Source organism: Micromonospora sp. NPDC047707 (assembly GCF_040704235.1).
Classification (GTDB): domain Bacteria; phylum Actinomycetota; class Actinomycetes; order Mycobacteriales; family Micromonosporaceae; genus Micromonospora.
Map to the genome: position 1 here is coordinate 21,178 of NZ_JBEYSU010000024.1, position 25,005 is coordinate 46,182.

Annotated in this window: 22 protein-coding genes and 1 pseudogene; 17 read left to right on the forward strand and 6 right to left on the reverse strand. The window is 73.6% G+C overall.

The window, feature by feature from the left end:
* Nucleotides 1-222 precede the first annotated feature (222 nt).
* From AB0873_RS22650 to AB0873_RS22660, 3 genes are all read left to right on the forward strand, one after another.
* On the forward strand, nucleotides 223-2,562 hold the full coding sequence (locus AB0873_RS22650; protein ID WP_366601946.1) for a hypothetical protein: 2,340 nt from the start codon (nucleotides 223-225) through the stop codon (nucleotides 2,560-2,562).
* A 185-nt stretch (nucleotides 2,563-2,747) separates the two neighbouring features.
* Nucleotides 2,748-5,300, forward strand: coding sequence for an FtsK/SpoIIIE domain-containing protein (locus AB0873_RS22655; protein ID WP_366601947.1), 2,553 nt, complete (start codon nucleotides 2,748-2,750; stop codon nucleotides 5,298-5,300).
* Between the two features lie 3 nt (nucleotides 5,301-5,303).
* Nucleotides 5,304-6,128 (forward strand): hypothetical protein, encoded by an 825-nt coding sequence (locus tag AB0873_RS22660; protein ID WP_366601949.1) that lies wholly within the window; start codon nucleotides 5,304-5,306, stop codon nucleotides 6,126-6,128.
* An 8-nt stretch (nucleotides 6,129-6,136) separates the two neighbouring features.
* Here the strand turns inward: AB0873_RS22660 and AB0873_RS22665 are convergent, their stop codons facing one another.
* Nucleotides 6,137-6,322, reverse strand: coding sequence for a hypothetical protein (locus tag AB0873_RS22665; RefSeq protein WP_366601951.1), 186 nt, complete (start codon nucleotides 6,320-6,322; stop codon nucleotides 6,137-6,139).
* Nucleotides 6,323-6,593: 271 nt separating this feature from the next.
* On the opposite strand from AB0873_RS22665, the gene AB0873_RS22670 reads away from it, so the two are divergent.
* The 7 genes and pseudogenes from AB0873_RS22670 (at nucleotide 6,594) to AB0873_RS22700 (ending at nucleotide 12,473) form a co-directional block, all read left to right on the forward strand.
* On the forward strand, nucleotides 6,594-6,812 hold the full coding sequence (locus tag AB0873_RS22670; protein ID WP_155331173.1) for a winged helix-turn-helix domain-containing protein: 219 nt from the start codon (nucleotides 6,594-6,596) through the stop codon (nucleotides 6,810-6,812).
* 160 nt (nucleotides 6,813-6,972) lie between these two features.
* Complete coding sequence (locus AB0873_RS22675; protein WP_255456189.1) at nucleotides 6,973-7,107, forward strand: hypothetical protein; 135 nt, start codon at nucleotides 6,973-6,975, stop codon at nucleotides 7,105-7,107.
* 527 nt (nucleotides 7,108-7,634) lie between these two features.
* On the forward strand, nucleotides 7,635-7,976 hold the full coding sequence (locus AB0873_RS22680; RefSeq protein ID WP_366601953.1) for a hypothetical protein: 342 nt from the start codon (nucleotides 7,635-7,637) through the stop codon (nucleotides 7,974-7,976).
* A gap of 485 nt (nucleotides 7,977-8,461) precedes the next feature.
* Nucleotides 8,462-9,025, forward strand: coding sequence for a dihydrofolate reductase family protein (locus AB0873_RS22685; protein ID WP_155331175.1), 564 nt, complete (start codon nucleotides 8,462-8,464; stop codon nucleotides 9,023-9,025).
* A 67-nt stretch (nucleotides 9,026-9,092) separates the two neighbouring features.
* Complete coding sequence (locus AB0873_RS22690) at nucleotides 9,093-11,018, forward strand: S9 family peptidase (protein WP_366601955.1); 1,926 nt, start codon at nucleotides 9,093-9,095, stop codon at nucleotides 11,016-11,018.
* Nucleotides 11,019-11,340: 322 nt separating this feature from the next.
* Nucleotides 11,341-11,618 (forward strand): annotated as a pseudogene (locus AB0873_RS22695) (VOC family protein); the annotation flags it as partial.
* An 87-nt stretch (nucleotides 11,619-11,705) separates the two neighbouring features.
* A complete protein-coding gene (locus tag AB0873_RS22700) occupies nucleotides 11,706-12,473 on the forward strand; it encodes a VOC family protein (RefSeq protein WP_366601957.1) in 768 nt (255 codons plus the stop codon).
* Between the two features lie 100 nt (nucleotides 12,474-12,573).
* Here AB0873_RS22700 and AB0873_RS22705 read toward each other — a convergent pair whose 3' ends face one another.
* Both AB0873_RS22705 and AB0873_RS22710 read right to left on the reverse strand, forming a co-directional pair.
* The gene (locus AB0873_RS22705) at nucleotides 12,574-13,002 is read right to left on the reverse strand and encodes a nitroreductase family deazaflavin-dependent oxidoreductase (RefSeq protein WP_366601959.1); all 429 of its coding nucleotides are present in this window, start codon (nucleotides 13,000-13,002) and stop codon (nucleotides 12,574-12,576) included.
* Between the two features lie 107 nt (nucleotides 13,003-13,109).
* Nucleotides 13,110-14,450: a pentapeptide repeat-containing protein gene (locus tag AB0873_RS22710; protein ID WP_366601961.1), complete on the reverse strand. Its 1,341-nt coding sequence runs from the start codon at nucleotides 14,448-14,450 to the stop codon at nucleotides 13,110-13,112.
* Nucleotides 14,451-14,696: 246 nt separating this feature from the next.
* Here AB0873_RS22710 and AB0873_RS22715 point away from each other — a divergent pair, with 246 nt between their 5' ends.
* The 6 genes from AB0873_RS22715 to AB0873_RS22740 all read left to right on the forward strand — a co-directional run bounded on the left by AB0873_RS22715 (nucleotide 14,697) and on the right by AB0873_RS22740 (nucleotide 20,345).
* On the forward strand, nucleotides 14,697-15,542 hold the full coding sequence (locus AB0873_RS22715) for an alpha/beta fold hydrolase (RefSeq protein ID WP_366601963.1): 846 nt from the start codon (nucleotides 14,697-14,699) through the stop codon (nucleotides 15,540-15,542).
* A 237-nt stretch (nucleotides 15,543-15,779) separates the two neighbouring features.
* Nucleotides 15,780-16,145 (forward strand): YciI family protein, encoded by a 366-nt coding sequence (locus tag AB0873_RS22720; protein WP_366601965.1) that lies wholly within the window; start codon nucleotides 15,780-15,782, stop codon nucleotides 16,143-16,145.
* Nucleotides 16,146-16,376: 231 nt separating this feature from the next.
* Nucleotides 16,377-17,825 carry a pyruvate kinase gene (gene pyk / locus AB0873_RS22725; RefSeq protein WP_155331182.1) on the forward strand — a complete coding sequence of 483 codons (1,449 nt, stop codon included), beginning with the start codon at nucleotides 16,377-16,379 and terminating at the stop codon, nucleotides 17,823-17,825.
* Nucleotides 17,822-18,706, forward strand: a complete 885-nt coding sequence (locus tag AB0873_RS22730) for an acyl-CoA thioesterase II (protein ID WP_155331183.1) — start codon at nucleotides 17,822-17,824, stop codon at nucleotides 18,704-18,706. The genes pyk and AB0873_RS22730 overlap by 4 nt, the downstream gene beginning before the upstream one ends.
* Before the next feature lie 85 nt (nucleotides 18,707-18,791).
* The gene (locus AB0873_RS22735; protein ID WP_366601967.1) at nucleotides 18,792-19,262 is read left to right on the forward strand and encodes an Rrf2 family transcriptional regulator; all 471 of its coding nucleotides are present in this window, start codon (nucleotides 18,792-18,794) and stop codon (nucleotides 19,260-19,262) included.
* 135 nt (nucleotides 19,263-19,397) lie between these two features.
* Nucleotides 19,398-20,345: a sulfite exporter TauE/SafE family protein gene (locus AB0873_RS22740; RefSeq protein WP_366601969.1), complete on the forward strand. Its 948-nt coding sequence runs from the start codon at nucleotides 19,398-19,400 to the stop codon at nucleotides 20,343-20,345.
* 94 nt (nucleotides 20,346-20,439) lie between these two features.
* Here AB0873_RS22740 and AB0873_RS22745 read toward each other — a convergent pair whose 3' ends face one another.
* From AB0873_RS22745 to AB0873_RS22755, 3 genes are all read right to left on the reverse strand, one after another.
* On the reverse strand, nucleotides 20,440-21,873 hold the full coding sequence (locus AB0873_RS22745) for a pyridoxal-dependent decarboxylase (RefSeq protein ID WP_366601971.1): 1,434 nt from the start codon (nucleotides 21,871-21,873) through the stop codon (nucleotides 20,440-20,442).
* Nucleotides 21,874-22,204: 331 nt separating this feature from the next.
* Nucleotides 22,205-23,227: an LLM class flavin-dependent oxidoreductase gene (locus AB0873_RS22750; protein WP_366601973.1), complete on the reverse strand. Its 1,023-nt coding sequence runs from the start codon at nucleotides 23,225-23,227 to the stop codon at nucleotides 22,205-22,207.
* A gap of 34 nt (nucleotides 23,228-23,261) precedes the next feature.
* Entirely contained in the window at nucleotides 23,262-23,741 is a 480-nt protein-coding gene (locus AB0873_RS22755; RefSeq protein WP_155331186.1) for an Lrp/AsnC family transcriptional regulator, read from the reverse strand.
* 102 nt (nucleotides 23,742-23,843) lie between these two features.
* On the opposite strand from AB0873_RS22755, the gene AB0873_RS22760 reads away from it, so the two are divergent.
* Entirely contained in the window at nucleotides 23,844-25,004 is a 1,161-nt protein-coding gene (locus AB0873_RS22760; protein WP_366601975.1) for a PLP-dependent transferase, read from the forward strand.
* Nucleotide 25,005 lies beyond the last annotated feature (1 nt).

The window sequence follows — 25,005 nt, forward strand, 5'->3', positions numbered from 1 at the left end:
TCGTCCGCCCGCCCGGCACGCCCGACGTGCTGGCGCTCGTCCGCCGGTTCCTCGGGCAGGGCCCACGACGGCGCGTGCCGCACGCCGTCGTCGACGTCACGGCGCAGCCCCCCCGGGACCGAGGTCCCCGCGCTCCTGCGCGACCTGCACCGGCAACTCTCGCTGGAGGCCTTCGGCGCGGCCCGCCTGCGGTTCCGGCACTACCCGCTCGCCGACTGGCTGATGCAGCAGAGCCTCAGCGTCGGCCTGGACGCCGACGAGGGCCGCTCCGCGCTGGTCCGGCGGCTGCGCGACCGCCGCGGGCCCCGCGGCGCCGCCGAGCCGCTGCCGGCCGGCGGGGACACCGTCTCGATCGCCTCGCACGTGCTGCTCTGGCTGGTTCGCCGGGCCGTGCCCGGGGCGGTGTTCCGGCTCGCCGTCTCCGGCCGGGTGCCCGTGATCGGCCGGCACTACCGCTGGTTCATGCGCCAGCAGTACCTGGCGCCCCGGCAGTCGGTCACCTTCCTCGGCTTCGCCGAGCGGCTCACCGCCGGGTGGCGCGACGGGGAGCAGCCCGACCAGGTCAACAAGCTGCTGCTGCACGCGTTCCTGGAGGACCTGCGTGAGGCGTACCGGCGGCGGCTGTGGCGCCCGGCCGACTGGCGGCGCACCGCGTACCCGGTGCTGCTGCTGGACGGTGTCGCCCCCGGCAACCTCGGGCACGTGCTGGTCCGCCTGCTGACCGACGTCCGCAACGAGACCGGGCGCAACGACCCGCTGCTCGTGGTCGCGGCCGGCGACGTGCCCCCGCCGGAGCTGGCCGAGCCGCACCCCCTCGACGAGGCCGACGAGGCGTACGACGAGTGGTCCGCGGCCCTGCCCGAGATGCGCCGGCTGCGCCGGGCGGCGGCCTGGCTGGTGGTGCTCCGGCCGGACCCGGTCGAGACCGGCCCGCCACCGCGCGGCGGCCTGCGCCCGTTCAGCGCGCCCGAGCCGCCCTGGTGGTCCCGCCGGTTCCTGCCGGCGGCGCTGGCCGTGGTGCTGGTGGCGGCGGGCGGCGCCTGGGCCGGCACCCGGTGGGGGCCCGGCTGCCACCCGTCGCTGGACGGCGGGCGGGTCGCGGTCGAACTGGTCGACGGCGAGTGCGTCGGCTACAGCGACAGCGCGGCCCAGCTGTTCAACGACGACCCCGGCCAGGACCGGCTGCGCGCCGTCCAGCAGCGCATCTTCGCCCAGAACCGGGCCGCCGAGGAGGTGTGGCGGCGCAGCGACCGCCGCCGCCCCTACCTGACGCTGGTCTACTTCGGCACCCTCACCGGCAACCGCACCCGCGCCGACGAGGAGTCCTACGTCTCCGAACGCGAGGAGCTGGAGGGCATGGCGACCGCCCAGTACGCGCTGCTCAAGGAGTCGGCCGGCGCGGACGGCGCCGCGCTGCTGCGCGTCGTCGTCGCCAACGGCGGCCGGCAGATGCGGCACGCCGACCGGGCGGTCGCGATGCTCGCCGACCTCGCCCGCGACGACCCCACGGTGCTCGGCGTGGTCGGCATGGTGGAGAGCCGCGCCAGCACCGCGCGGGCCCTCGCCGAGCTCAACCGGATCGGCCTGCCGGTCCTCGCACCCACCCTGTCGGCCGACCGGATGGACGCCAACTCGCGCCTCTACCTCCAGGTCAGCGCGCCCAACACGGACCAGGTGCGGATGGTCGAGGCGTACGCCCGGCAGGTGCTCAAGGTCGACGAGGCGCACGTCTACTGGACGACCGGGGAGGGCAGCTCCTTCGAGAAGGACCTCTACGTCAACACCCTCGTCGGCGGCCTGAAGGAGCGCTTCGGCCCGCGGCTCACCCGGCTGGAGGAGTGGCGCACCGGCAAGCGGCTCACCGCCGAGTGCGGCTACGACGGCCTGCTCTTCTTCGCCGGACGCTGGTCGGAGTTCGACGGCTTCCTGCGCGCCCTGCGCGAGTGCGGCGACAACCCGCCCCGGCACCTCGTCGGCGACGACTCGGTCAACCGCTACATCGCCAACCCCGGGCTGCGCGCCGCCGCCCCGGGCAACATCCCCGTCACCTACGTGTCGAAGGCGTCGCTGGGCACCTGCACGGCGCTGCGGGCCGCGCAGGAGCGGCGCGACGAGGCCCGCGCCAGCTTCCTGACCTGGATCCAGGCCGACGACCTGCTCGACCCGCCCCGCTGCCGCCCGGACCGCCCGCACCCGGTGGGGGAGCGGGTCAGCCTCGCGTACGACGCGGCGATGATGATGGTCCGCGCGGTGGAGAGCCTCGCGGCGCGGCTGCACCACGCCGACGCGGGGCAGCGGTGGGAGCCGACGGCGGTCAACCCGGTCGGCGTGCACGCCGAGGTGCTGCGGCAGAACGCCGGCACCGGCTACCCGGGCGTGTCCGGCCTGATCCGGTACCCGCCGGACTCCGGCGAGCCGGTCGACAAGCGGCTCGCGCTGCTGCGGGTCGAGCGGGTGCCCGACGTCACCGTCGAGCCGGTCGAGGTCTGGTACTGCGGCACCGCCGACCGTCCCACCGCGACACCCGCCCCCTGTGCGGCCACCCGGTCGCGACCGCGCTGACCGGCGTGTCGCGTCGCCTTCGGACTGTCCCGGCGTCCCCGGGGTCGGTTAGGGTTCTCGGCGGACCGAGGCCGGGTCCCGACGCCACCGCCCCGCCGCGCCGTGCGCTCCCCGAACGCACCGCGGCTCCCGCGGGAGGCGAGGACACGGCCCGAGCGGGCGAGGCGACGGGAGCGGCAACGAGGGTGGGCAGGCTCGCGTCGGCGTACGGGCAGGCGGTCGCGGCCCACCGCGCGGCCCGCGCGCACCTCGACACCGCCCGCCGGGCCCTCGGCGCCGCCGCGCCCCCGGCCGCCCCGGCGGGAGTCGCCGACCTGCTCGCCCGCCTCGCCCAGCTCGGCGACGCCCTCGCCACACCCACCCCCGGCGCCACCCCGCTCGCCGCGGGCCCGGCGCCGGTCCGCCTCGGCGACGCCGCCACCGCGGGCGGCGCCTTCCCGGTCGTCGTCCCGCTCGGCAGCGGCCACCACCTCGCGGTCGACGCCGACGCCCGCGACCCCCGGGTCGCCGCGCTGCTGCGCGCCGTCGTGCTCCGCCTGCTCGCCACCGCCCCGCCCGGCGGCGTCCGCGTCGCCGGCCTCGACACCGCCGCGCTCGGCGCCACCTTCGGGCCGCTGCGGCCGCTCGTCGACGCCGGCGTGCTCGACCCGCCGGCCACCACCGAGGCCGAGGCCGGTGCGGTGCTCGACGCCGCCGAGGCGCACGCCCGTACGGCCCGTGCCGCCGACCGGGCGGACCAGGAACTGCTGCTCGTGGTCGCCGCCTCCCTGCCGCCGCCCCGGGACGCCGCCCGCCTCGCCGCGCTCACCCACGCCGGCCCGGCCGCCGCCGTGTGCGTCCTCCTCGCCGCGAGCGGGGCACCGGCCCTCGGCGCGACGACCAGCGTCCGGCTGACCGGGGAGCACGCCCACGTGGGCGACCCGCCCGGGGCGCCGTTCAGCGCCGACGGCAGCGGCCTGGCCGCCCCGGTGCGCCTCGACGGCGACCCCCCGGCCGCCTCCGTGGCCGCCCTCGCCGGGCATCTGGGCGCCGCCGTCCGGCAGGGCGCGACGGTGCGCTTCACGGAGCTGCTTCCCGCGCGGCGCTGGGCGGAGTCGTCCGTCGCCGGGCTGCGCACGGTGGCCGGCCGGGCCGGCCGCGACCCGGTCACCGTCGCGTTCGACGACGCCACTCCACACTGGCTGGTCGGCGGCCGCACCGGCGCCGGCAAGACCGTCTTCCTCCTCGACGTCCTCTACGGGCTGGCCGCCCGCTACTCCCCGGCGGAGCTCCAGCTCTACCTGCTCGACTTCAAGGAGGGGGTGAGCTTCACCGAGTTCGTCCCCACCGGCCGGGACCCGTCCTGGCTGCCGCACGCGCGGGCGGTCGGCATCGAATCCGACCGGGAGTACGGCGTCGCGGTCCTCCGCGAGCTGCGCCGCGAACTGCAGCGCCGCGCCACCGCGTTCAAGCGGCACGGCGTCACCAAACTCGCCGACCTGCCCCGCGAGGCGCCGCTGCCGCGGATCGTCGCGGTCGTCGACGAGTTCCACGTGCTGCTCGCCGGCAACGACCCGCTCGCCCGCGAGTCGGTCGACCTGCTCGAGGAGTTGGCCCGCAAGGGCCGCTCGTACGGCGTGCACCTGGTGCTCGCCAGCCAGAGCACGACGGGCATCGAGGCCCTCTACGGCCGGGCCGAGGCGATCTTCGGGCAGTTCGCCCTGCGGGTGGCGCTGCCCGGCGGCGGCGGTGTGCTCGACCCGCTGAACGACTCCGCCGCCACCCTGCCGGTCGGGTCCGCCGTGCTCAACACCGCCGCCGGGGCGGCCGGGGCCGACAACGTCGTGCGCTTCCCGGACGCCCACGCGGCCGCCGCCGACCTGGCCCGGCTGCGCCACGACCTGTGGGCGGCCCGCCCGTCCGGCGCGCGCCCACCGTCGGTCTTCAAGGGGTACGACACCGCGCGGCTTGAGGACGACCCCACCTTCACCGGGCTGCGGCCCGGCGGTCGCCGCCCGCTCGCCCTGGTCGGCCGCACGGTCGACGTGGACGGCACGTCGGCGCTGTTCCTGATGGACAGCACCCCCGGCCGGCACCTGGCGGTCGTGGGCACCTCCGCCGCCGGCGCCGAGGTGCTGCGCGCGGCCACCCTCAGCCTGGCCCGCCAGCACACCCCCGGCGACGCCCGGTTCCTGCTCGTCCCCCTCGTCACCGCCGCCGACCCGGCAGTCGACGACACCGCCGACGTGCTCGCCGCCGCCGGCCACCCGGTCGAGCGCCTCGACGCCGACGGGCTGCGGGACCGGCTCGCCGCGCTCGCCGACCCGCCGCCGGCCACCGACGGCGCGGACCCGCCGGCGGGCGGCCACGCCCGGACCTACCTCGTCGTGTTCGGAATGGACGCCGCCGGCACCGTCCTCGCGGCGGCCGACCCGGCGACCTTCCGCAGCGGCCACGACGACCTGCGGCAGGTGCTCCGGCAGGGGCCCGGGCGCGGAGTGCACCTGCTCGGCTGGTGGCGTGGCCTGCGCCGGCTCGCCGACGACCTCGGCGGTACGCACAACCGCGACGACGTGGCCTGCCTCGTCGCCCTGAACGTGCCCGGCGCCGACCTCGGGCTGCACCTGGGAGTGCCCGACCTGAGCTACCAACCCCGTCCCGACCGGGCGCTGCTGGTCGACCGGCACGACCACCGCACCCGGCTGATCGTGCCGTTCGCCCGGGACGGCCAGCCCGCCGACGACGACGGGGAGGGCTGAACCGTGGCCACCTTCGCCGACTACGCCGCGCTGGCCCGGCTGCTCGCCGAGCAGCGCCGCGCCGGCGAGCAGGGCGCCGCCGTGGAGGCGGAACACCGGCGCGACCTGCACGCCGCCGCCGACTCCCTCCAGCACCGCCTCACCGCGCAGGGGCAGCGCCTCGACCACCTCGGCCGCGCCATCGGCGTCACCGCCCCCGCCGCAGGCCCGCCCGCACCGCCGCCCGCCGAGCCGTCCCCGCCCGCCGCCGGCCCGCCCGCGACCGGGCACCCCGGAACGCACCACGAACCGGGGGAGGGGCGGGCCGGCGGCGCAGCCGCCGCACCGGGGCGGCCGGGTGTCGGGGCGTACTCCCCGGGTCTTGAGACGGCGCTGGCGGTGCCGGCGGTGCCCGGGCCCCGTGCCGGGGAGGCCGACCCGGCGGCGGAGCTGGAGCTGGCGCGGCGCTACGCCGACGAGGCCGACCGGTACGGGCAGCAGGCCGAGTTGCTGGCCCAGCAGCCGCCGCTGCTGCCGACCTGGTCGCCGGTGGCGCGGGCGCTCGCCGTGTACCTGGGCTGCGCCGCCGTGGGCGTGGTGCTCATGCTGGTCCTGGTGCTCGCGTCCGGCGTCGGGGTGGTCGGCCTCGGCACCCTGTACGCCTGGATGTGCGCCGGGCTACCGGCCGTGTCGCTGATCGCCGGCTGGCTGGTGCTCGGCCGCTGGGGTCGGCCGGCGATGGTCGCCGGGACGCCGGCCCGCTACCCGGTGCTGGGCATCCTGGTGTGCTTCCTCGCCCTGCCGCTGGCCTACTGCGGCTACCTGCTGCTGTTCCGCGTCGTCTTCTGAGGGCGTGCTCAGCCCGTGTTGCTGACCCGGGCGCTCTTGACCAGGTGGGCGAAACGCACGTCCGGGCAGGGGTAGTCCTCCCCGCAGCCGCAGAGCCAGCGGGTCACCACGCGGGGCGGGTGGGCGAAGAGAATATCGTCCGCGTCGGCGACGTCCTCGTCGGACGCCAGGGGAGTGGTGTCGTCGTTGTCCACGATGGCTCCTGTCCGAGGGCCTGCGTGTTGCTGACTCCGGTGCCGTGGCCGCTCCCGCACGAGGGCGGGCCACGGCACGCCCGGCCGGCCCTACGGGTCGACCAGCCGGGCGCTCTGCGCGGTGGGGAAGGACCAACTCTTGGTTTGCAGACCTGGGAGCCGGTCGAATCGAACTTTACACAACTAGTCACGGAAAGCAAGCGCGACAACACGTGACTTGTCACATGAAGTCGGCGCGTGATCGAATGGCGGTGCAGACCTGGGAGTACAGATGCCCGTCAAGCCCAAGTGGGAACAACTCGCCGACCACATCCGGAGCCAGATCGAGTCGGGTGAACTCGCACCCGGCGACCAGTTGCCGTCCACCGCGCAGCTCAGAGCGCAACACGGCGTCTCGACCACTGTGGTCCGCCAAGCCATCCTCGTCCTTCAGACGCAGGGATGGGTGCAGGGCGTCCACGGCCTCGGCGTCTTCGTCGCCGAGCGCTGATCCCTTCTCGGCAAGGTGGAGGCGGCGGGATGGCGGAGGTGCCGGAAGCGGTGACCCGGGACGGCGGTGTGCTGGACGGCTTCCACATCGGGCGGGTGCCCGCCGCTGTCGGTGCCGAGGTCTCGGACTTCGCCAGCGAGTGAGAGGACGTCCGGCCCGGGTGTGGGAGCGCCCGGTGGCCGAGGGCTACCGGGTGGACCTTCGGGTCCATGTGCTGCGCGTGATCGACCCCGGGCATCTTGACGAGGAGGCCCTGCTGTCGACCGCCCTCTCCGTCGGGGAGCAGAGCCGGTAGCCATCGAGGGCGAGCGCACAGTCAGGTCAGCCGTCGAACAACAGGGCGGAGGACCGTGACCAGGCAGGCTGACATCGGTGGTGGCGAGGTGCAGGCGGCAGGCCTCGACGTTCTCCTCTGGGTTCAGTTCGGACCAGTCGAGGAGGTAGCCCGCCGCCGCGGCGACGGTCGCCGGATCGCCGCCGGGCTGTGCACTCATCGGCACCCGCCTGCACGGCATCCAGGCCAGCTCGGCGTAACGCTGCGCAGCACGCGGAGCGCGGCAGAAGGAGCGCGCCCGTTGTGGCGCCGTTCGGCCGGCCAGGACCCGAGGCGGGATATTTTCTTGACTCTCGACCTGGTCGAGGGCTGACCCTTCCTGGGTGACGTCTGAAGAGCGCGACCACCGATCAGTCCCTCTCGCGATTGACCTGGAGATGCTGCGGCCGGTACTACACGGCGCTTGGGGACCGGATACCTGTGACCCGCACGATGTGCAGGATTGGCACGCCGGCAACCCAGCCCGTGGTCAATGCGGGGTGACTGCCTTGATCATTCAGGACCTGCTCGGCGGAGAGCTGATCCTCGGCGAGGTCCTCGCCGGAGACGCCAAGGTCGGCTACCACTACTGGAATCGATTGGCCGACGGCCGCGAGGTTGACCTGACAGCTGACCAGTTCCAGCCACCAGAAGTCGTTGTCGGCGGTCAGGTCCAGCAACGCCCGCCGGGCCCACCTCGGCGATGCCGCCAGCAGTACGAGATCCTGCGGCACCGCGTCTTCGCAACCCTCTACGGCGGCGATCCAACGCAACACGCAACCGTGACGGCTGGCGAACAGGCCGAGCGCACGAACGGCGGCAGGTCCGCATGGGTCAGCGAGTGCCCATGACGATCTCCGCTGACGACTCCGGTCCGGTCCGGATTGTGACGGCCGTTCTTCGCGACGGCGTTGGGAATCACGGCATCGGAGCCGTCCGGCCCGCCGATGCATGAGATCCGGACCGCGACGTACGACATGCAGATCTGGTTGATCGACAGGTGGACCGGAACACCCGTCAACGCCGCGCCGGACGAGCACGACGCTGTGGCGTGGTTCGAGACGTCCGACCTTGACAGCCCGCGTCTCGGCAACGAGTCGTATCTCTTGATGCTCACCGCCGTGCGCCGACGCCTGCGCAGGATATCCACGGAGAGTGACGGGAGTTCCTGCATTCCGGCGCGTCTGCTCGGCGGCAGAAGCGGACACCGCTGGCGTGCGCCGGACCAGTCGAGGATCCGTGGAACCTTCTCTCGGGATGGCGTCGGATCCGGGCTGAGTCGTTCGTAGAAGAGGTGACCTCCCATTGGGTCCTTCGTGCACCGCGAGGTAGAGGCATGGCAAAGCTGATCTACGTGACGAACGTGTCGCTCGACGGCTACATCGAGGACGATCGCGGCGCCTTCGACTGGTTTCCGCCCGACGACGAGGTATTCGCGTTCACCACCGACCTCCTGCGATCCGTCGGCACGTTCCTCTACGGACGGCGCCTGTACGAATCGATGGCGGTCTGGGAAACCAATACCGGTCTGGCCGCCCAGTCCGAGCTCATGGCAGACTTCGCCAGCGCCTGGCAGGCGGCGAACAAAGTCGTCCACTCCACGACCCTCGCCGCGGTATCAACTGCCGACACCCGACTCGAACGCCGTTTCGACCCCGCCGCGGTACACCAATTGAAGGCCACGGCCAGCAGCGATCTCACCGTAGGAGGTGCCAACCTCGCGACGCAGGCTTTCAGGGCCGGGCTGGTCGACGAGTGCCAGCTGTTCGTCTGGCCGGTGGTCGTCGGCGGGGGTAAGCCAGGGCTGCCGACCGGCATGCGCACCGACCTTGAGCTGCTCGATGAGCGCCGATTCCGAAACGGCACCGTACACCTGCGCTACCGCGCACTCGGACAATGAACGACAGTCCTGTCCGATCGCCGGCGCTTGCGTGGCAGCCGTAGTAGTTGATCGATACTGTGCCTCGGTGGCCCGTACGCAGCTCACTGCCGAGTCGGTGGTCGACGGTCGTGTTCCGCAGGCATTGGCGCTGTCGCCGGACGGCAAGTGGGTCGCCTACGTGGTCGCCCCGGTCGGGCGGGCTGGTGATCACCCGGTCAGCGAGGTGTGGGTCGCCGCCGTCGACGGGACTGGGTCTCCGCGACGATTGACTTCGGGTGAGGCGTACGATTCGGCGCCGCGGTGGGCCGGGGATTCGCTGCTGGTCTACTTTCTCTCCGACCGGGCTGAGCGTGGCACGGCGCAACTGCACCGGGTGGGGCTGGTCGACGGTGTTGTGGAGGCGGTCACGTGCTGGGCCGGTGGGGTGTCCGGTCACCTCCCGCTGGCCGATCCGGACGTGGTTGTGGTGATCGCAGCCGATGAACCGTCCGCCGAGGACGAACGCCGGGTGAGGGAGCGTGACGACGCTCGGGTGTGGGGTGAACGCGTACGCCCGGACCGGCTGCGGCTGCTCGACGTACGGAGCCGGGAGGTCCGGACACTGGATGCGTTCGGCGATCGCCATGTCGTCGAGGTGGTCCAGCGGCCCGACGATGGAATCCTGGCGGTACTGACCTGGTCGACCCCCGACGTGGACCCGGGCCTTGTGGAGCCCGGTCTCCACCTGCTCGATCCGGACAGCGGCGTGACGCGGGACCTCGGCCCGGCCGCGGCGGACGCGTCGTCACTCGTCTGGTGGCCCGCCGACGACGGCTGGCACCTGGCATATGTCGCGAAGACTCCGCCCGCTCTGGTGGGCGGACATGCGGTTCTCGATGTCGCCGTGCCGGTGAGCGGGCCGGTGGGCGAGCACCGTAACCTGACCGCCGGCACGACCGTGTGCCCGAGCAACCTGGTTCAGGTCGACGCCGGTCCGCCGCTGGTGCTGGTCGCCGACGGGCTCGATACCGCGATCCACCGGCTCGATCCGGTCGGGCCCAACCTCGTCGAGGTGTCCCGGGTCGACGGCCTCGCGACGTCGTTGACCACGAGCCGGCACGGTGACGCCGTCGCGGCGGTGGTGAGCACGTCCTACGAGCCCGGGAACGTCCACGCCGGCCCCACGTGCGGGCCGCTGACGAGCCTGACCGATCTCAGGCCCGAACTCCGCGACATCCGGTGGGGTGTCCAGGAACGCCTGTCGTACGAGGCATCCGACGGGCTGACGCTGGACGGCCTGCTGATCCTGCCCGCCGGCCGGTCCCACACCGACGGGCCGTTTCCGCTGGTGACACTGGTTCACGGCGGCCCGTACGAGCGGCACGCCGACCGGCTCATGCTCGGCTGGCACCCGTCCGGCCAGTGGCTGGCGACTGCGGGCTACGCCGTGTTTCTGCCGAACCCGCGCGGCGGCCAAGGGCACGGCCACGACTTCGCGGTGCGCGTCGCCGGTGCGGTAGGCCTGGACGAGTGGACCGACATCTGTGCCGGCATCGACCTGCTCATCGCCGACGGCGTCGCCGACCCCGACCGGCTGGGCATCGGCGGCTGGAGCCACGGCGGGTTCATGGCCGCATGGGCGGTCGGGCAGACCGACCGGTTCAAGGCCGCCGTGATGGGCGCTGGAATCAGCGACTGGGGAATGCTCGCCGCAACCGGAGAACAGGGGCCGTTCGAGGCTGCCCTCGGCGGCAGCAGCGGTTGGGAAGGAACAGGTCCACACCGCCACGACCGGCTCAGCCCGATCTCGTACGCCTCCAACGTCCGTACGCCGGTGCTGATCCTGCACGGCGAGAACGACACCAACGTTCCGGTATCACAGGCGGAGTTCTTCCACCGAGCGCTACGCAGGTTCGGAGTCGAGCACAAGTACGTCGTCTATCCCCGGGAGAACCACTCGATCCGCGAACGCAACCACCAACTCGACGTGCTCCGCCGCACCCGCGCATGGTTCGACCGGTGGCTCGGATGACCCAACGCCCGACCGCCACGACCGCCACGGCCTACCGCGGCAGGCCAGACCACCTATTCCAGAAACAGGGCGGCAAGCAGCGGCAAGCGTTGACGCAGCTGCTGATCGTCGTCCAAGTTCCACAGCACCCACGCACTCATCTCGGCTACGTCCGGATGCAGGGGCCGGCGATCCGGTTACCTCCGTGACGAGCGCTTCGCGGCAGATCCGGACGACGGTGAAGCTGACGATTCGCCCGATCCGCCCCGTACGACGCGTGAACGGTGCCACGATGCCGGCAGGGCGTGCCGGCGGTGGCCGCCCCCAGTCGAGAGGGGTCGACGTGAGCACCGTCCCGCCGGGCACGCCCTGCTGGGCCGACCTGGCCACCCCGGATCTCGCCGGTGCGCGGCGCTTCTACCCGGAGCTGTTCGGCTGGACCGGGCGGATCACGCCGGAGCCCGAGGCGGGCGGTTCGACGGCCCCGCCGCGATGGCCTGGAACGAGCTGGTCACCCCCGACCCAAAGGGCGCGAAGGTCTGCTACGAGCTGGTCTTCGGCTGGCACCCGGACGACCAGTCGGTGGGAACGATTACCTACACCGGCTGGCGGCTCGGCGCCGGTGCCGGCTGACGGCCGTCGGCTGTCGGGCCCGCCCGTCGCCATCCCGCTGAGAGTTGCCCGAGCAGAGAAAGCGAAGCCGAAGCCATGACAGATATTCCACCGGGGGCACCCGCCTGGGTCGACCTGGTCACCACCGACCTCCCCGGCGCGGCGCGCTTCTACGCGCCCTTGTTCGGCTGGGCCGTCGCCGAGGCGGACCGGCAACCCGCGGCTGACGGTCACCTCGTCTTCCACCAGCAGGGCAGAACGGTGGCCGGTGCCGGGCTGGGGGCCGGCCCGCAACGGCCGCCTGCCTGGATGCCCTACCTGGCGACCGACGACGCCGAAGGTGCCTGCCAGCGGGTGACCGCCGCCGGCGGCCGGATCCTGACCGAGCCCTTCGACGTCCCCGGCTCTCGGCGGACGGCGCTCTTCGCCGACCCGGCCGGGGCGCCGTTCGGGGTGTGGCAGTCGCTCGGCATGCCTGGGGCCGAGGTGTTCGACGTACCCGGCTCGCTGACCTGGCCCGAGCTGACCACGCGGGAGTCGGACCGGGCTAAGGAGTTCTACGGGTCGGTGTTCGGCTGGACGGCGGACGACCAACCGATGGGCCCGATCACCTACACCACCTGGCAGCTGGACGGTCGTCCCGTCGGCGGGATGATGCCCATGATCGGCGATGACTGGGGCGACCTCCCGTCCCACTGGATGATCTACTTCGCGGTCACCGACACCGACCGGGTCGTCGCCGAGGCGCTCGGGATGGGCGCGACGCTCGCCGTTCAGCCGACGGACCTGACGCGGGGCCGCTTCGCGGTGCTCACCGATCCACAGGGGGCGTTCTTCTCGATCCTCGGGACTACTCCGCCCTGACCGCACGGGGATCCGGCCGACGCGATGGTTCGTACCCGGACAGGGATCCCTGGCGGCTGGCTGACGCGATCCGGGCCGCGGAGGTGAAACAGCACCCAGGTCAGGCGCGCTCGACGACGACCACCGGGATCTCCCGGTCGGTCTCCTTCTGGTAGCGGGCGTAGGTCGGGAACACCGCCGTCATCAGCTCCCACAGCCGGGGTCGCTCCTCGGCGGTGGCGGTCCGCGCCCGGGCGGCGAAGCGCTCCGCGCCGACCTGCACCTGGACCTCCGGGTCGTCCCGCAGGTTCAGGTACCAGTACGGGTGGTGGGCCGCCCCGCCGTTCGAGGCGACCAGCAGGTAGCGGTCGCCGTCGCGGCCGTAGATCAGGGCGGTGCGGCGCAGCGCGCCGGAGCGGCGGCCCCGCGTGGTGAGCAGCAGGGCGGGATAGCCGTGGAACGTGCCACCGTCGGCGCCGTCGCTGGCGACGTACCGCCGGACGTGGCTGGCGACCCACCCGACCGGACTGTCCTCAATCACCTCGCTCATCCCCGTAGCCTAACCGGCTCGGGCGCGGCCAGATCATGGAAGATTTCGGCCCCTGGAGGGGCCACTTCGTTCCAAGATCTGTGCGGCTGCGTCGGCGCGGTGACGATTCAGGTCTCGGTCAGCAGCAGCCAGTCGTCGTCGACCGGGCTCGCCCGCCAGCCGTCCGGCCAGGCGTGGGAGTGTGCCGTACTGGCGCGGGCCTGGTCGACGCCGGGGCGGCGGGCGAACGTCGCACCGCCGAACCGCGCCCGGCCGTGGAAGCGGGCGCGGCCGAAGCTGCCCTTGTTCTCGAAGCGGGCCTGCTCGAAGAACGCGTCGCCACCGAACTCGGTGAACCGGAACAACGCCAGGTCGGCGAAGCGGGCCTGGCGGAAACCGGCGTACCCGTCGAACACGGCGTGCTCCATCGACAGGCCGGCGCGGAAGTCCGCCTCGCGGAACGTGGCGCTGTCGGTGAACCGGGCGGTGTCGAAGGTGGCCGTCTCGCGGAACGTCGTGCCCCGGAACGTCGCCCGGCCGAAGGTGGCGCCCCGGCAGGACAGCGTGCCCCCGAGGTCGGCCCGGTCGACGCTGGTGCGGAGACTCCGGGCGCCGTCGAGCACGATCTCCGCGTCGCCGGTGACCTCGTCGAGCCGCAACTCCTCGAACGTCGCCCCCAACGACAGCCGCCCCCGCACGGTCGCGCCGGTGAGGCGGGTGACGCCCGTGCAGACCGCCCCGGTGAGGTCGGCGTCGACCAGGGTGCACCCGGCGGCGTCGAACCCCGCCAGTCGGGCACCGGTCAGGTCCAGGCTGACGCCGGGCCAGAAGTGGTCGCCGTCCGCGCGCAGGTGCCGGGTGAGCACCCGCTGGGCCGTCCGGCGTACCTCCGTCTCGCGCGGGTCGTCCGCCGGCGGCATCCGGAGGTACGCGCAGAGCACCGCCACGATGGTCGGCCGCTGCCCCGGGTTGTCCTGACCGAGCCGCTCCAGCGCGTGCAGGCCGCCCAGGCGGACGGCCGCGTTGTCGCTGCCGAGCAACTCGACGGCGCGGGTGTACAGCTCGGTCAGCCGGCGCTCGGCGGCGTCGTGGTCGGCCGCCCGGGCCTGCCGCTCCTGGTGGCGCTGCGCCGCGTCGGCGACGGCCTCGGCGTGCGCCTGGACGCGTTCGCGGTGCGTCTGGTCCTGGGCGGCGACGGCCTCCTGGTGGCGCTGCGCGCGTTCGCTGATCCACTGCCGGCGGGCGGCGAGCAGCAGCGCGAGGCCACCGCCGGTGCCGGCGACCACGGTCAGCCCGGTGCGGATGGCGTCGACGCGCAGGGTGGCCCGGGTGTCCGGCTGGGTGGCCCGGTCGGCCTCGCCGAGCAGCCAGTCCAGCACCCACCAGCCGAGGGCGACGGCGAGCAGCAGCCCGACCAGCACCAGCCACCACGGCATCACCCGCAGCCGTTCGTCGGGTGGTGGGGTCACGGCCACAGCATGCCACCGGGACGCCACCGGGTGGGGGATCGCGCCGACACCGTTGCCGCGTAACAGCTTCCGCGCCGCAACTACTCCAATGTGGACATATGGCATCCGGAATGCCGGAATGCGCCTCTGATGGAACAACGGGTTACCGAAGCGTAACTTAGCATTGACGAGCCTGAATCAATGGCCCCATCATCGTTCGCACCGGTCGATCGGACACCGCACCCACCACCACCCGGAGGTGCAGCCATGCTGCTCCGAAAGACCGCCACCGTGCTCGCGGCAGCACTCGCCGCGACGCTCGCACTCCCGGCCGCGACCGCCGCCGCGGAGCCCGCCCCGAACGCTGCGGCGGAGCCCGTCCCGACCGCTGCGGCGGCGTCCGGACCCACCGCCGTCCCGGCCGCCGAGGAGGCCGCCGAACGCGCCGACGCCAACGCCAACCCGGTGATCGTCGTCGGTGGCCTCAGCGGCTTCGCCGCCGTCTACGAGCCGCTCGCCGCCCGGCTGCGCGGCGACGGCTTCCGTCCGTTCATCTACGAACTGCCGGGGCTCGGCTTCGGCGACATCCCCACCTCCGCCCGCGCCTTCGCCGGGTACGTCGCCCAGGTCCGCGCCGTCACCGGTGCGGCCAAGGTAGATGTCGTGGCGCACTCGCAGGGCGGCCTGGTGGCCCGCTACTACCTGAAGCGGCTGAACGGCACCGGCGCCGTCGGCCGGTACGTCAGCCTCGGCACCCCGGAGCAGGGGACGTACGTGGCCAACATCCTCAACTTCATCGGACTCGGTAGCTGCGCCGGCGTCGTCTCCTGCCAGCAGATGATGACCGGCTCCGACTTCATCGAGGACCTCAACGCCGGCGACGACACCCCCGGTGCGGTCCGCTACACCACCGTGCGTACCTGGCAGGACGAACTGGTCCGCCCGGTGGGCAACGCCACGCTGGCCGACGGCGCCACCAACGCGCTGATCCAGGCGTGGTGCCCGCTGCGGCTGGTCGGGCACCTCGGGCTCGCGCTGGACGGCACCACGTACACGGTGATCCGGCAGGCGCTGCGCGACCGGGCGATCCGCCCCAACTGTTTCGCGCTGTAGGTGCGACCCGTACGTGTCCGGCGGGGCGGTCGGTGCACCGACCGCCCCGCCGGCGCGTGCGCGGACGGCTTCCGGGCCGCCGCACCGCGAGCGCATCGACGGGGCCGGGCCGGCGGTGTCGCCGCACCGCACCGCGCTGCGCGAAGTTGGCCGTACCGGCCTCCGGCTCGTGGGACGCTGTGCCCGTGCCGGTCGGCGTCGACCCGCCTCCGGCGTGACGGGCGGGAGGAGAACGCCATGACGGGGACGCCGGAGGTCGACTTCGCGCTCGACACGTACGAGTGCATCGTGCTCTATCCCGGCGCGTCCGGGCGGGCGCTGCCGGCGGAGACCGTGCAGCGGCTCCAGGCCGAGCACAACGCGCACCTGCAGGCCATGCAACGGCGCGGCATCGTCCTGGTCGCCGGGGCCGTGGACGGACCCGCCCGCGAGCCGGACCCGCCGCTCGGGTTCGGCCTGGCCCGCACCGGCTCCGTGGACGACGTCCGCAGCGTGATGGAGGCCGACCCCGCCGTGCAGGCCGGCCTCTACCGTGTCGACGTCATGAGCTTCTACTGCCCGGCCGGCTCGCTGGAGTTCCCGCTGGCCAAGACCCAGAGCTAGGGCCGGCTCCATGGGCGTTCGTCGACCGGCCCGGCGCCGTTCACCCACGCCCGGCGGCCGGGCTGACACCGGACGGTACGATTCCGGGCGCGCGGTCGCCGATGCCCGCCGTCACGACGTCCCCGGCGGGTGTCCCACCCCCGGCCGCGCACCCGCGCATCGTCGGACAAACCTGGTTCGCAGTGCGACAGGGGTCGGCCCGCAGTCCGGCCCGGAGGAGAGACTAGCCTGATGGGCGTGACACGCCGCGCGAAGATCGTCTGCACACTTGGTCCCGCCACCTCCTCGCCCGAGCGCATCCGCGGGCTCGTCGAGGCCGGCATGAACGTGGCGAGGCTCAACTTCAGTCACGGCAGCCACGCCGACCACGAGGCCGTCTACCGGCTCGTACGGGAGGCGGCCGACGCGGCCGGCCGCCCCGTCGCCGTGCTGGCCGACCTGCAGGGCCCCAAGATCCGGCTGGGCCGCTTCGCCGAGGGCCCGCACGAGTGGCGCACCGGCGACTCCGTGGTGATCACCAGCGACGACGTCCTCGGCACCAAGGACCGGGTCTCCTGCACCTACAAGAAGCTGCCGCAGGAGGTGAAGCCGGGCGACCGGCTCCTGATCGACGACGGCCGGGTCGCCGTCGAGGTCACCGACGTCACCGGCAACGACATCCGCTGCCTGGTGACCGAGGGTGGCCCGGTCTCCAACAACAAGGGCGTGTCGCTGCCGAACGTGGCGGTCAGCGTCCCCGCCCTGTCCGACAAGGACTCCGAGGACCTGCGGTTCGCGCTCGGGCTCGGCGTCGACCTGATCGCGCTCTCCTTCGTCCGCTCCGCCGACGACATCAAGCTCGTCCACGCGATCATGGCCGAGGAGGGCGTCCACCGCCCGGTCCTCGCCAAGGTGGAGAAGCCGGAGGCGGTGGACCACCTCGAGGCGATCGTGCTGGCCTTCGACGGCGTGATGGTGGCCCGCGGCGACCTCGGCGTGGAGCTGCCGCTGGACCAGGTTCCCCTGGTGCAGAAGCGCGCGGTGCAGCTCTGCCGGGAGAACGCCAAGCCGGTCATCGTGGCCACCCAGATGCTCGACTCGATGATCGAGAACTCGCGGCCGACCCGCGCCGAGGCGTCCGACGTGGCCAACGCGGTGCTCGACGGCGCGGACGCGGTGATGCTCTCCGGCGAGACCAGCGTCGGCAAGTACCCGGTGCTCACCGTCAGCACCATGGCCAAGATCGTCACCACGACGGAGTCCGGCTCGATCGGCGTGCCCCGGCTCCAGCACGACCCGCGTACGCACGGCGGCGCGCTCACCGTCGCCGCCTCGTCGATCGCCCGGGCCATCGGCGCCAAGGCGATGGTGGCGTTCTCGCAGACCGGCGACACCGTCCGCCGGCTGTCCCGGCTGCACTGCGACCTGCCGCTGCTCGCGTTCACCCCGGTTCTCGAGGTGCGCAACCAGCTCGCCCTCTCCTGGGGCGTGGAGACCTTCCTGATGCCCTTCGTTGAGCACACCGACGACATGTTCCGGCAGGTCGACGAGGCGCTGCTCGGTCTGGGCCGGGCCAATCCCGGCGAGTACGTGGTGATCGTCGCGGGCAGCCCGCCCGGCACCCCCGGCTCGACCAACACGCTGCGCGTACACCAGCTCGGGTCGCTGGTCGACGCCGCGTCCGCGCGGGCGTTGCGGTGAGCGCCGCGGACGTCGCGGTCGGCCAGGCCGCCGTCGACCAGTTGCTGGAGGTCCTGGACCTCACGCCGACCGGCGAGATGGCCTTCCGGGGGATGAGCCCGCCGGTCGGCCCGCAACGGGTGTACGGGGGGCAGGTCGCCGGTCAGGCCCTCGTCGCCGCCGGCCGCACCGTCGACCCGGAGCGGTTCGTGCACTCCCTGCACGGTTACTTCGTGCGACCCGGCGACCCGGTCGAGCCGATCGAGTACCAGGTGGAGAACATCCGCGACGGCCGCTCGTTCTCGGTCCGCCGCTCGGTCGCGCTCCAGCACGACAAGCCGATCTTCTTCATGTCCGCGTCCTTCCAGCGGGTGGAGGAGGGGCTGGACCACCAGGCGCCGGCCCCGCCGGACGTGCCCGGGCCGGACGAGGTGCCGACCATGAGCGACCGGCTCGCCCGCTACCCGGAGCGGCTCGGCATCTGGGCGCAGATCCCGCGCCCGATCGACGTTCGCTACGTCGGCGAGCCGGGCTGGGTCCGCCCCGGTGACCGTCCGGCGGAGCCGCACCAGCGGGTGTGGATGCGGATCGACGGCAAGCTGCCCGACGACCCGCTGCTGCACGCGTGCGCGCTGACGTACGCCTCCGATCTGACCCTGCTGGACTCGGTGCTGTCGGTGCACGGCGAGGTCTGGGGTCCCGGCGGCCTGGTGGGCGCGAGCCTGGACCACGCGTTGTGGTTCCACCGGCCGTTCCGGGCCGACGAGTGGTTCCTCTACGACTGCTGGAGCCCGTCGGCGTCCGGCGCGCGGGGTCTGGCGGCCGGCCGGATGTTCACCCGGGACGGGCGGCAGATCGCCAGCGCCGTCCAGGAGGGCCTGCTGCGCCGCGTCGGCGCCTGACCTGGGCCCGGATCGGCCGCTGCCCGGCCGCCCGGCCGAGGGGCGATCGGCCGGGCGGGGTGACCGGCCGGATAGCCTGTCCGGCATGCGTCTCTCCGCCCGGGTCGACTACGCCCTCCGCGCGGTCGCCGAGCTCGCCTCGGTGACCGGCGGCGCCACCGCCGGGCGGGGGCGGCCGGTGACGGCCGAGCAGATCGCGCGCGCCCAGGACATCCCGCCGAAGTTCCTGGAGAGCATCCTGCTGCAACTGCGCCGGGGCGGCATCGTGCACGCCCAGCGGGGCCCGGAGGGCGGCTACTGGCTGGCCCGGCCGGCCGCCGAGATCTCCCTCGCCGCGGTGATCCGGGTGATCGACGGGCCGCTGGCGCACGTGCGGGGGCAGCGACCGGAGGACCTCGGCTACCACGGGGCGGCGCGCGCCCTGCAGGACGTGTGGATCGCCCTGCGGGCCAGTGAGCGGCAGATCCTCGAGCTGGTGACCGTCGCCGACGTGGCCGGTGGCACGCTCCCGCCGCGGGTCACCGAACTCGCCGCCGACCCGGCCGCCTGGACCTGACCGGCCGTCCACCCGCCGAACCCGGCGACCGGGCGTGGGTCGTCCCACTGACCGAACAGGGGCTTGACCCTGGCACCCCCCGTCCCGCATTGTCGACCAAGTCGATAGGAGATACCCAGAAACTCGGGAGGTGTCGTGCGCAAGCTGCTCGTCCTCGCGCTCGTCGGGCTCGCCGCCCAACTCGTCGACGGCGCGCTCGGCATGGCGTACGGGCTCACCTCGACGACGCTGCTGCTGCTCGCCGGCGTCGCGCCGGCCGCCGCCTCGGCGTCGGTGCACCTCGCCGAGGTGGGCACGACGCTCGCCGCGGGCGTGGCGCACTGGCGGTTCGGCAACGTCGACTGGCGGGTGGTCGGCCGCATCGCCGTGCCCGGCGCGCTCGGGGCGTTCGCCGGGGCCACCTTCCTCAGCGCCATCTCCACCGAGGCCGCCGCCCCGTGGATGGCGGCCATCCTGTTCACGCTCGGCGCGTACCTGCTGGTGCGCTTCTCCCGGCCGCTGCGCACCGAGCGGCGCGCCGGCCGGCTGCGCGGGCGCTTCCTCGGCCCGCTCGGCCTGGTCGCCGGGTTCGTCGACGCCACCGGCGGCGGGGGTTGGGGGCCGGTCGCGACGCCCGCGCTGCTGGTCAGCGGCCGGATGGAGCCCCGCAAGGTGATCGGCTCGGTGGACACCGCCGAGTTCCTGGTGGCCGGCGCGGCCAGCGTCGGGTTCCTCATCGGCCTCGGCTCCGAGGGCTTCCTCCTGCCGATGGTGGCCGCCCTGCTGGTCGGCGGGCTGATCGCCGCGCCGCTGGCCGCCTGGCTGGTCCGCATCGTGCCCGCCCAGCTGCTCGGCGCGGCGATCGGCGGGGTGATCGTGCTGACCAACGCCCGCACCCTGATGCGCGCCGCCGACCTCGGTGGCGGGGTCCGGCCGGCCGTGTACGCGCTGCTGGTCGCGGGCTGGGTCGCCGCGCTCGGGCTCGCCGTCCGGGCCCTGCTGCGCACCCGCCGCGCCCGGGCGCTGGCGAACGCCGCCCACACGCCCCCCACCACCCCCGCCCACCCCACCCCCGAACCGGTCACCACCGCCCCCACCCCCTGACCCCCCTCGTTTGTCGATCATGAAGTTGGCGGGTGGTTCGATCTTCGAATCACCCGTCAACTTCATGATCAACGGAGTCGGGTCGGGTCGGGCGTCAGTGGGGGAGGAGGGTGGTGGCCGTTTCCGTCAGGAGGGTCCAGGCCTCGTCGACGTGAGACGTGGTGGTCTGGGGTGAGCCGACCGCCAGTCGGAGTGCGTACCGGCCGGCCACGCTGGTGTGCGTCAAGTGCACCCGGCCGGTCGCGTTCACCCGGGCGAGCAGTTCGGCGTTGACCGCGTCGTCGGCCCGCAGCCGGAAGCAGACCAGCGAGTACGGGTGCGGCGCGGCCAGTTCGAACCGTTCGTCGGCGCGTACCCGGTCGGCGAACCGGGTGGCGAGCGCCACTCCCGACCGGATGTGCGCGCGCAGGCCCTCCACCCCGTACCAGCGCAGGACGAACCACAGCTTCAACGCCCGGAACCGGCGACCCAGCGGCACCTGCCAGTCCCGGTAGTCGATCACCGCGCCGGACTCGCTGGCCGCGTTGCGCAGGTACTCCGGCAGCACCGTCAACGCCTCGGTCAGCTCGCCCCGGTCGGCCACCCAGAACGCGTCGCAGTCGAACCCGGTGAGCAGCCACTTGTGGGGGTCGAAGCAGTACGAGTCGGCGTACTCCAGGCCGGCGTGCCCGAACCGCAGCTCGGGGCAGACCGCCGCGGCGCCCGCGTAGGCGGCGTCCACGTGCAGGAAGATACCGTACTCGGCGCAGATCGCGCCGATCTCCGGCAGCGGGTCCACGGCGGTGGTGGAGGTGGTCCCCACGGTGGCGACCACGAGGGCCGGCACCACCCCGTCGGCCCGGTCCGCCTCGACGGCGGCCCGCAGCGCGGCCGGTGACATGGCGAGCGTCTCCGGGTCCACCTCGACCGCCCGGACGCCGTCGGTGCCCAGCCCGGCGATCCGCGCGGCCTTCTCGATCGACGAGTGGCCATGGGTGGACGTGTACGCGCGGTAGCGGCGGTCGACGCCGCCCTCCCGCCACCGGCCGCCGCTGGCCCGGTGCACCGCGACCAGGGTCGCCACCAGGGTCGCCGAGGAGGCCGAGTCCTGGATGACGCCGCCGCCGGCGCCGGCGGACCGGAACCGCTTCGGCAGGTCGAGCAGGTCGGCGAGCCAGTCCAGCATCGCGGTCTCCAGTTCGGTGCAGGCCGGCCCGGTCGCCCAGAGCATCCCCTGTACGCCCAGCCCCGCGCTGACCAGGTCGCCGAGCACGCTCGGGCCGGACGTGTTGGCCGGGAAGTAGCCGAAGAAGCCCGGGTGCTGCCAGTGCGTGAGGTGCGGCGTGACCAGCGTGTCGAGGTCCGCGAGGACCGCCTCGACCGGTTCACCGCGCTCGGGCGGCCCGTCCGGGAGGGCGGCGACCACCGTGCCGGGTGGGGCCGCCGAGGTGATCGGGCGTTCGGGCAGCGTGGCCCAGTAGTCGGCGATCCAGTCCACCACGGCGTGCCCGGCGCGGCGGAACTCCTCGGGGGTCATGTGCGCAGCCATCCCGCGAGTGGATCAAGAATGGCGGGGCGGAGGCAAGGACGGCGGCCGATCGTGTCGAGAAGGCGCTTGCTCTGGCACCCCTGCTGCGCGGAGTCGCAGACGAGCTTCTTCCTCGGGGCCGGCATGACCCCACCACCCATCCCGGACATCCACCTGCGCTGACCGGAAAGAATGAGGCACCGGGCCGGAGCCGCGGAACCGCTGACTCCGACCCGGTGCGCCACACCGTGGCACCCCCGACCCGTCCCGACCGGGAGTGCCGTACCACCACCGGAACCCAAGCTATGCGCGCTGCGCGTCCCGGGAGTGACGTCGGCGTGAAGATCGTGTTTCAGGAGTTCCGGCGCAGTCCACCGGCGACCCGCTCGGCAATCAGCTCGAACGACCGCACCCGGTCGGCCACGTCGTAGACCAGCGTGGTGAGCATCAGCTCGTCCGCGCCCGTCCGCTCCAGCAGGTCACCGAGCTGGCGGCGGACCGTCTCCGGCGAACCCGTCGCCTGCCCCTCCCGGCGCTGCGCGACGAACTCCCGCTCCAGCTCCGTGTACGGGTACGCCGCCGCCTCCTCCGGCGTGGCGAGGGGCTCCGGACGGCCCGAACGCAGCTTCAGGAACGACAGCCCGGCCGGCCCGGCCAGCCACTCCGCCCGCTCGTCGGTCTCCGCGCACACCGCGTTCACCGCCACCATCGCGTACGGCCGTTCCAGCCACCGCGACGGCCGGAAGCTCTGCCGGTACAGCGCCAGCGCCGGCAGCGTGTTCTGCGCGCTGAAGTGGTGCGCGAACGAGAACGGCAGACCCAGCAGCCCGGCCAACCGGGCGCTGAACCCGCTGGAGCCCAGCAGCCAGACCGCCGGCCGCTGCCCCAGGCCCGGCGTGGCCGTGATCGGCCCCGGATCCGCACCGGTGAAGTAGTTCATCAGGTCCGCCAGTTCCCGGGGGAACCCCTCCGCCGACAGTCCCTCCATCGTCCGGCGCAGCGCCAGCGCCGTCACCTGGTCGGTGCCCGGCGCGCGCCCGACACCCAGGTCGATCCGGCCCGGGTGCAGCGCCTCCAGGGTGCCGAACTGCTCGGCCACCACCAGCGGCGCGTGGTTGGGCAGCATCACCCCGCCCGAGCCCAGCCGGATCGTGCTCGTGTGCGCCGCCAGGTGCGCCAGCAGCACCGCCGGCGCCGACGACGCGATCGCCGGCATGTTGTGGTGCTCGGCCACCCAGAACCGGTGGTACCCGAGCTCCTCCGTGCGGCGGGCCAGCTCGGTGGTGTGCCGCAGCGCCTCCCCGGCACTCGCGCCACGCGCCACCGGAGCAAGATCAAGAACAGCCAACGGTACGTCGATCACAACCCTCGCCAACCCGCGCCGCGTCCCGTTTGTTTCGGGCGGTGGCCTAACCCACGCCGCGCGCCTGCTCGAAGATCAGACTCGTCTGGGTGTGCTGCACCGCCGGATCCACCGCCAGATGGTCCAGCACGAAGTCCCGCAACGCGTCCGCCGACGCCGCCCGCAGGTGCAGCACGTAGTCCTCCGCGCCCGCCACGTGGAACACCGACACCACCCCCGGCAGCCGCACCGACCGCGCCCGGAACGCGTCCACCACCGCCCGGTCGTGCGCCGACAGCCGCACCGACACCAGCGCCTGCAACGGCAGGCCCACCGCCGCCGGGTCCACCTCCGCGTGGAACCCCCGGATCGCCCCGCACTCCCGCAACGCCCGGGTACGCGCCAGACAGGTCGACGGAGCCACCCCCACCCGCTCGGCGAGGGCGTTGTTCGGCAGGCGGCCGTCCGCGGCCAACTCCGCCAGGATCGCGCGGTCGGTGTCGTCCAGGCTCGCGTACGGCCGCACATCGTTCGGTGCAAGGGGCATGCCGCCATCCTCTCCCGAATCGCACGGCCCTGGCTAGCCGCTTTTCCGAATCATGTTCGCGCCTATTGCCCTTCATGCCGCACATGTTCGATCCTTCCCGGCATGACGACCGTGGACACCCGAGCCGTGCACGCCGGCCGCGACGACCTCGCCGCCCTCGGCGTCCACGCCGCGCCCATCGACCTCTCCACCACCAACCCGCTGCCCTCCGTCGACACCGGCGGCGACGCGTACGAAACCCTCGCCACCGGCGGGACCCTCCCACCCGGCGGCACCGCCGTCTACCAGCGGCTGTGGAACCCCACCGTCGCCCGCTTCGAAACCGCCCTCGCCGAACTCGAAGCCACCACCGACGCCGTCGCCTTCGCCAGTGGCATGGCCGCCCTCACCGCCACCCTGCTGGCCGCCACCCGCGACGGGAAACGGCACCTCGTCGCCGTCCGCCCCCTCTACGGCGGCACCGACCACGTCCTCGCCACCGGCCTGCTCGGCACCGACGTCACCTGGGCCCGCCCCGACGAGGTCGCCGGCGCCGTCCGCCCCGACACCGCGCTCGTCCTCGTCGAGACCCCCGCCAACCCCACCCTCGACCTCGTCGACATCGCCGCCCTCGCCCGCGCCGCCGGGCCCGCGCCGCTGCTCGTCGACAACACCGTCGCCACGCCCGTGCTCCAACAGCCCGCCCGGCACGGCGCCACCCTCGTCCTGCACAGCGCCACCAAGAGCATCGGCGGCCACGGCGACGTCCTCGCCGGCGTCGTCGCCTGCGACACCGACTGGGCCGCCCGGCTCCGGCAGGTCCGGGCGCTCACCGGGGCGATCCTGCACCCCCTCGGCGCGTACCTCGCCCACCGCGGCCTCCAGACCCTCCCGCTGCGCGTCCGCGCCCAGCAGGCCGGCGCCGAGAAACTCGCCGCCTGGCTCGCCGACCACCCCGCCGTCACGCGCGTCCACCACCCCTCGCTGCACGACCCCGCCGGGCTCGTCGGCCGCCAGATGGCCGGCCCGGGCAGCCTCCTCGCCTTCGAGGTACGCGGTGACGCGCCTGCCGCGGCCGCCGTCGCCGGTGCCTGCCGGCTCATCACCCACGCGGTGTCGCTCGGTGGCGTCGACACGCTGATCCAGCACCCGGCGTCGCTCACCCACCGGCCGGTGCAGGGAGAGGCCAAGCCGGTCGACGGGCTGCTGCGGCTCTCGGTCGGCCTGGAGGACCCGGAGGACCTGCGCGAGGACCTGGCAGCGGCGCTCGCCACGATCGGCTGAC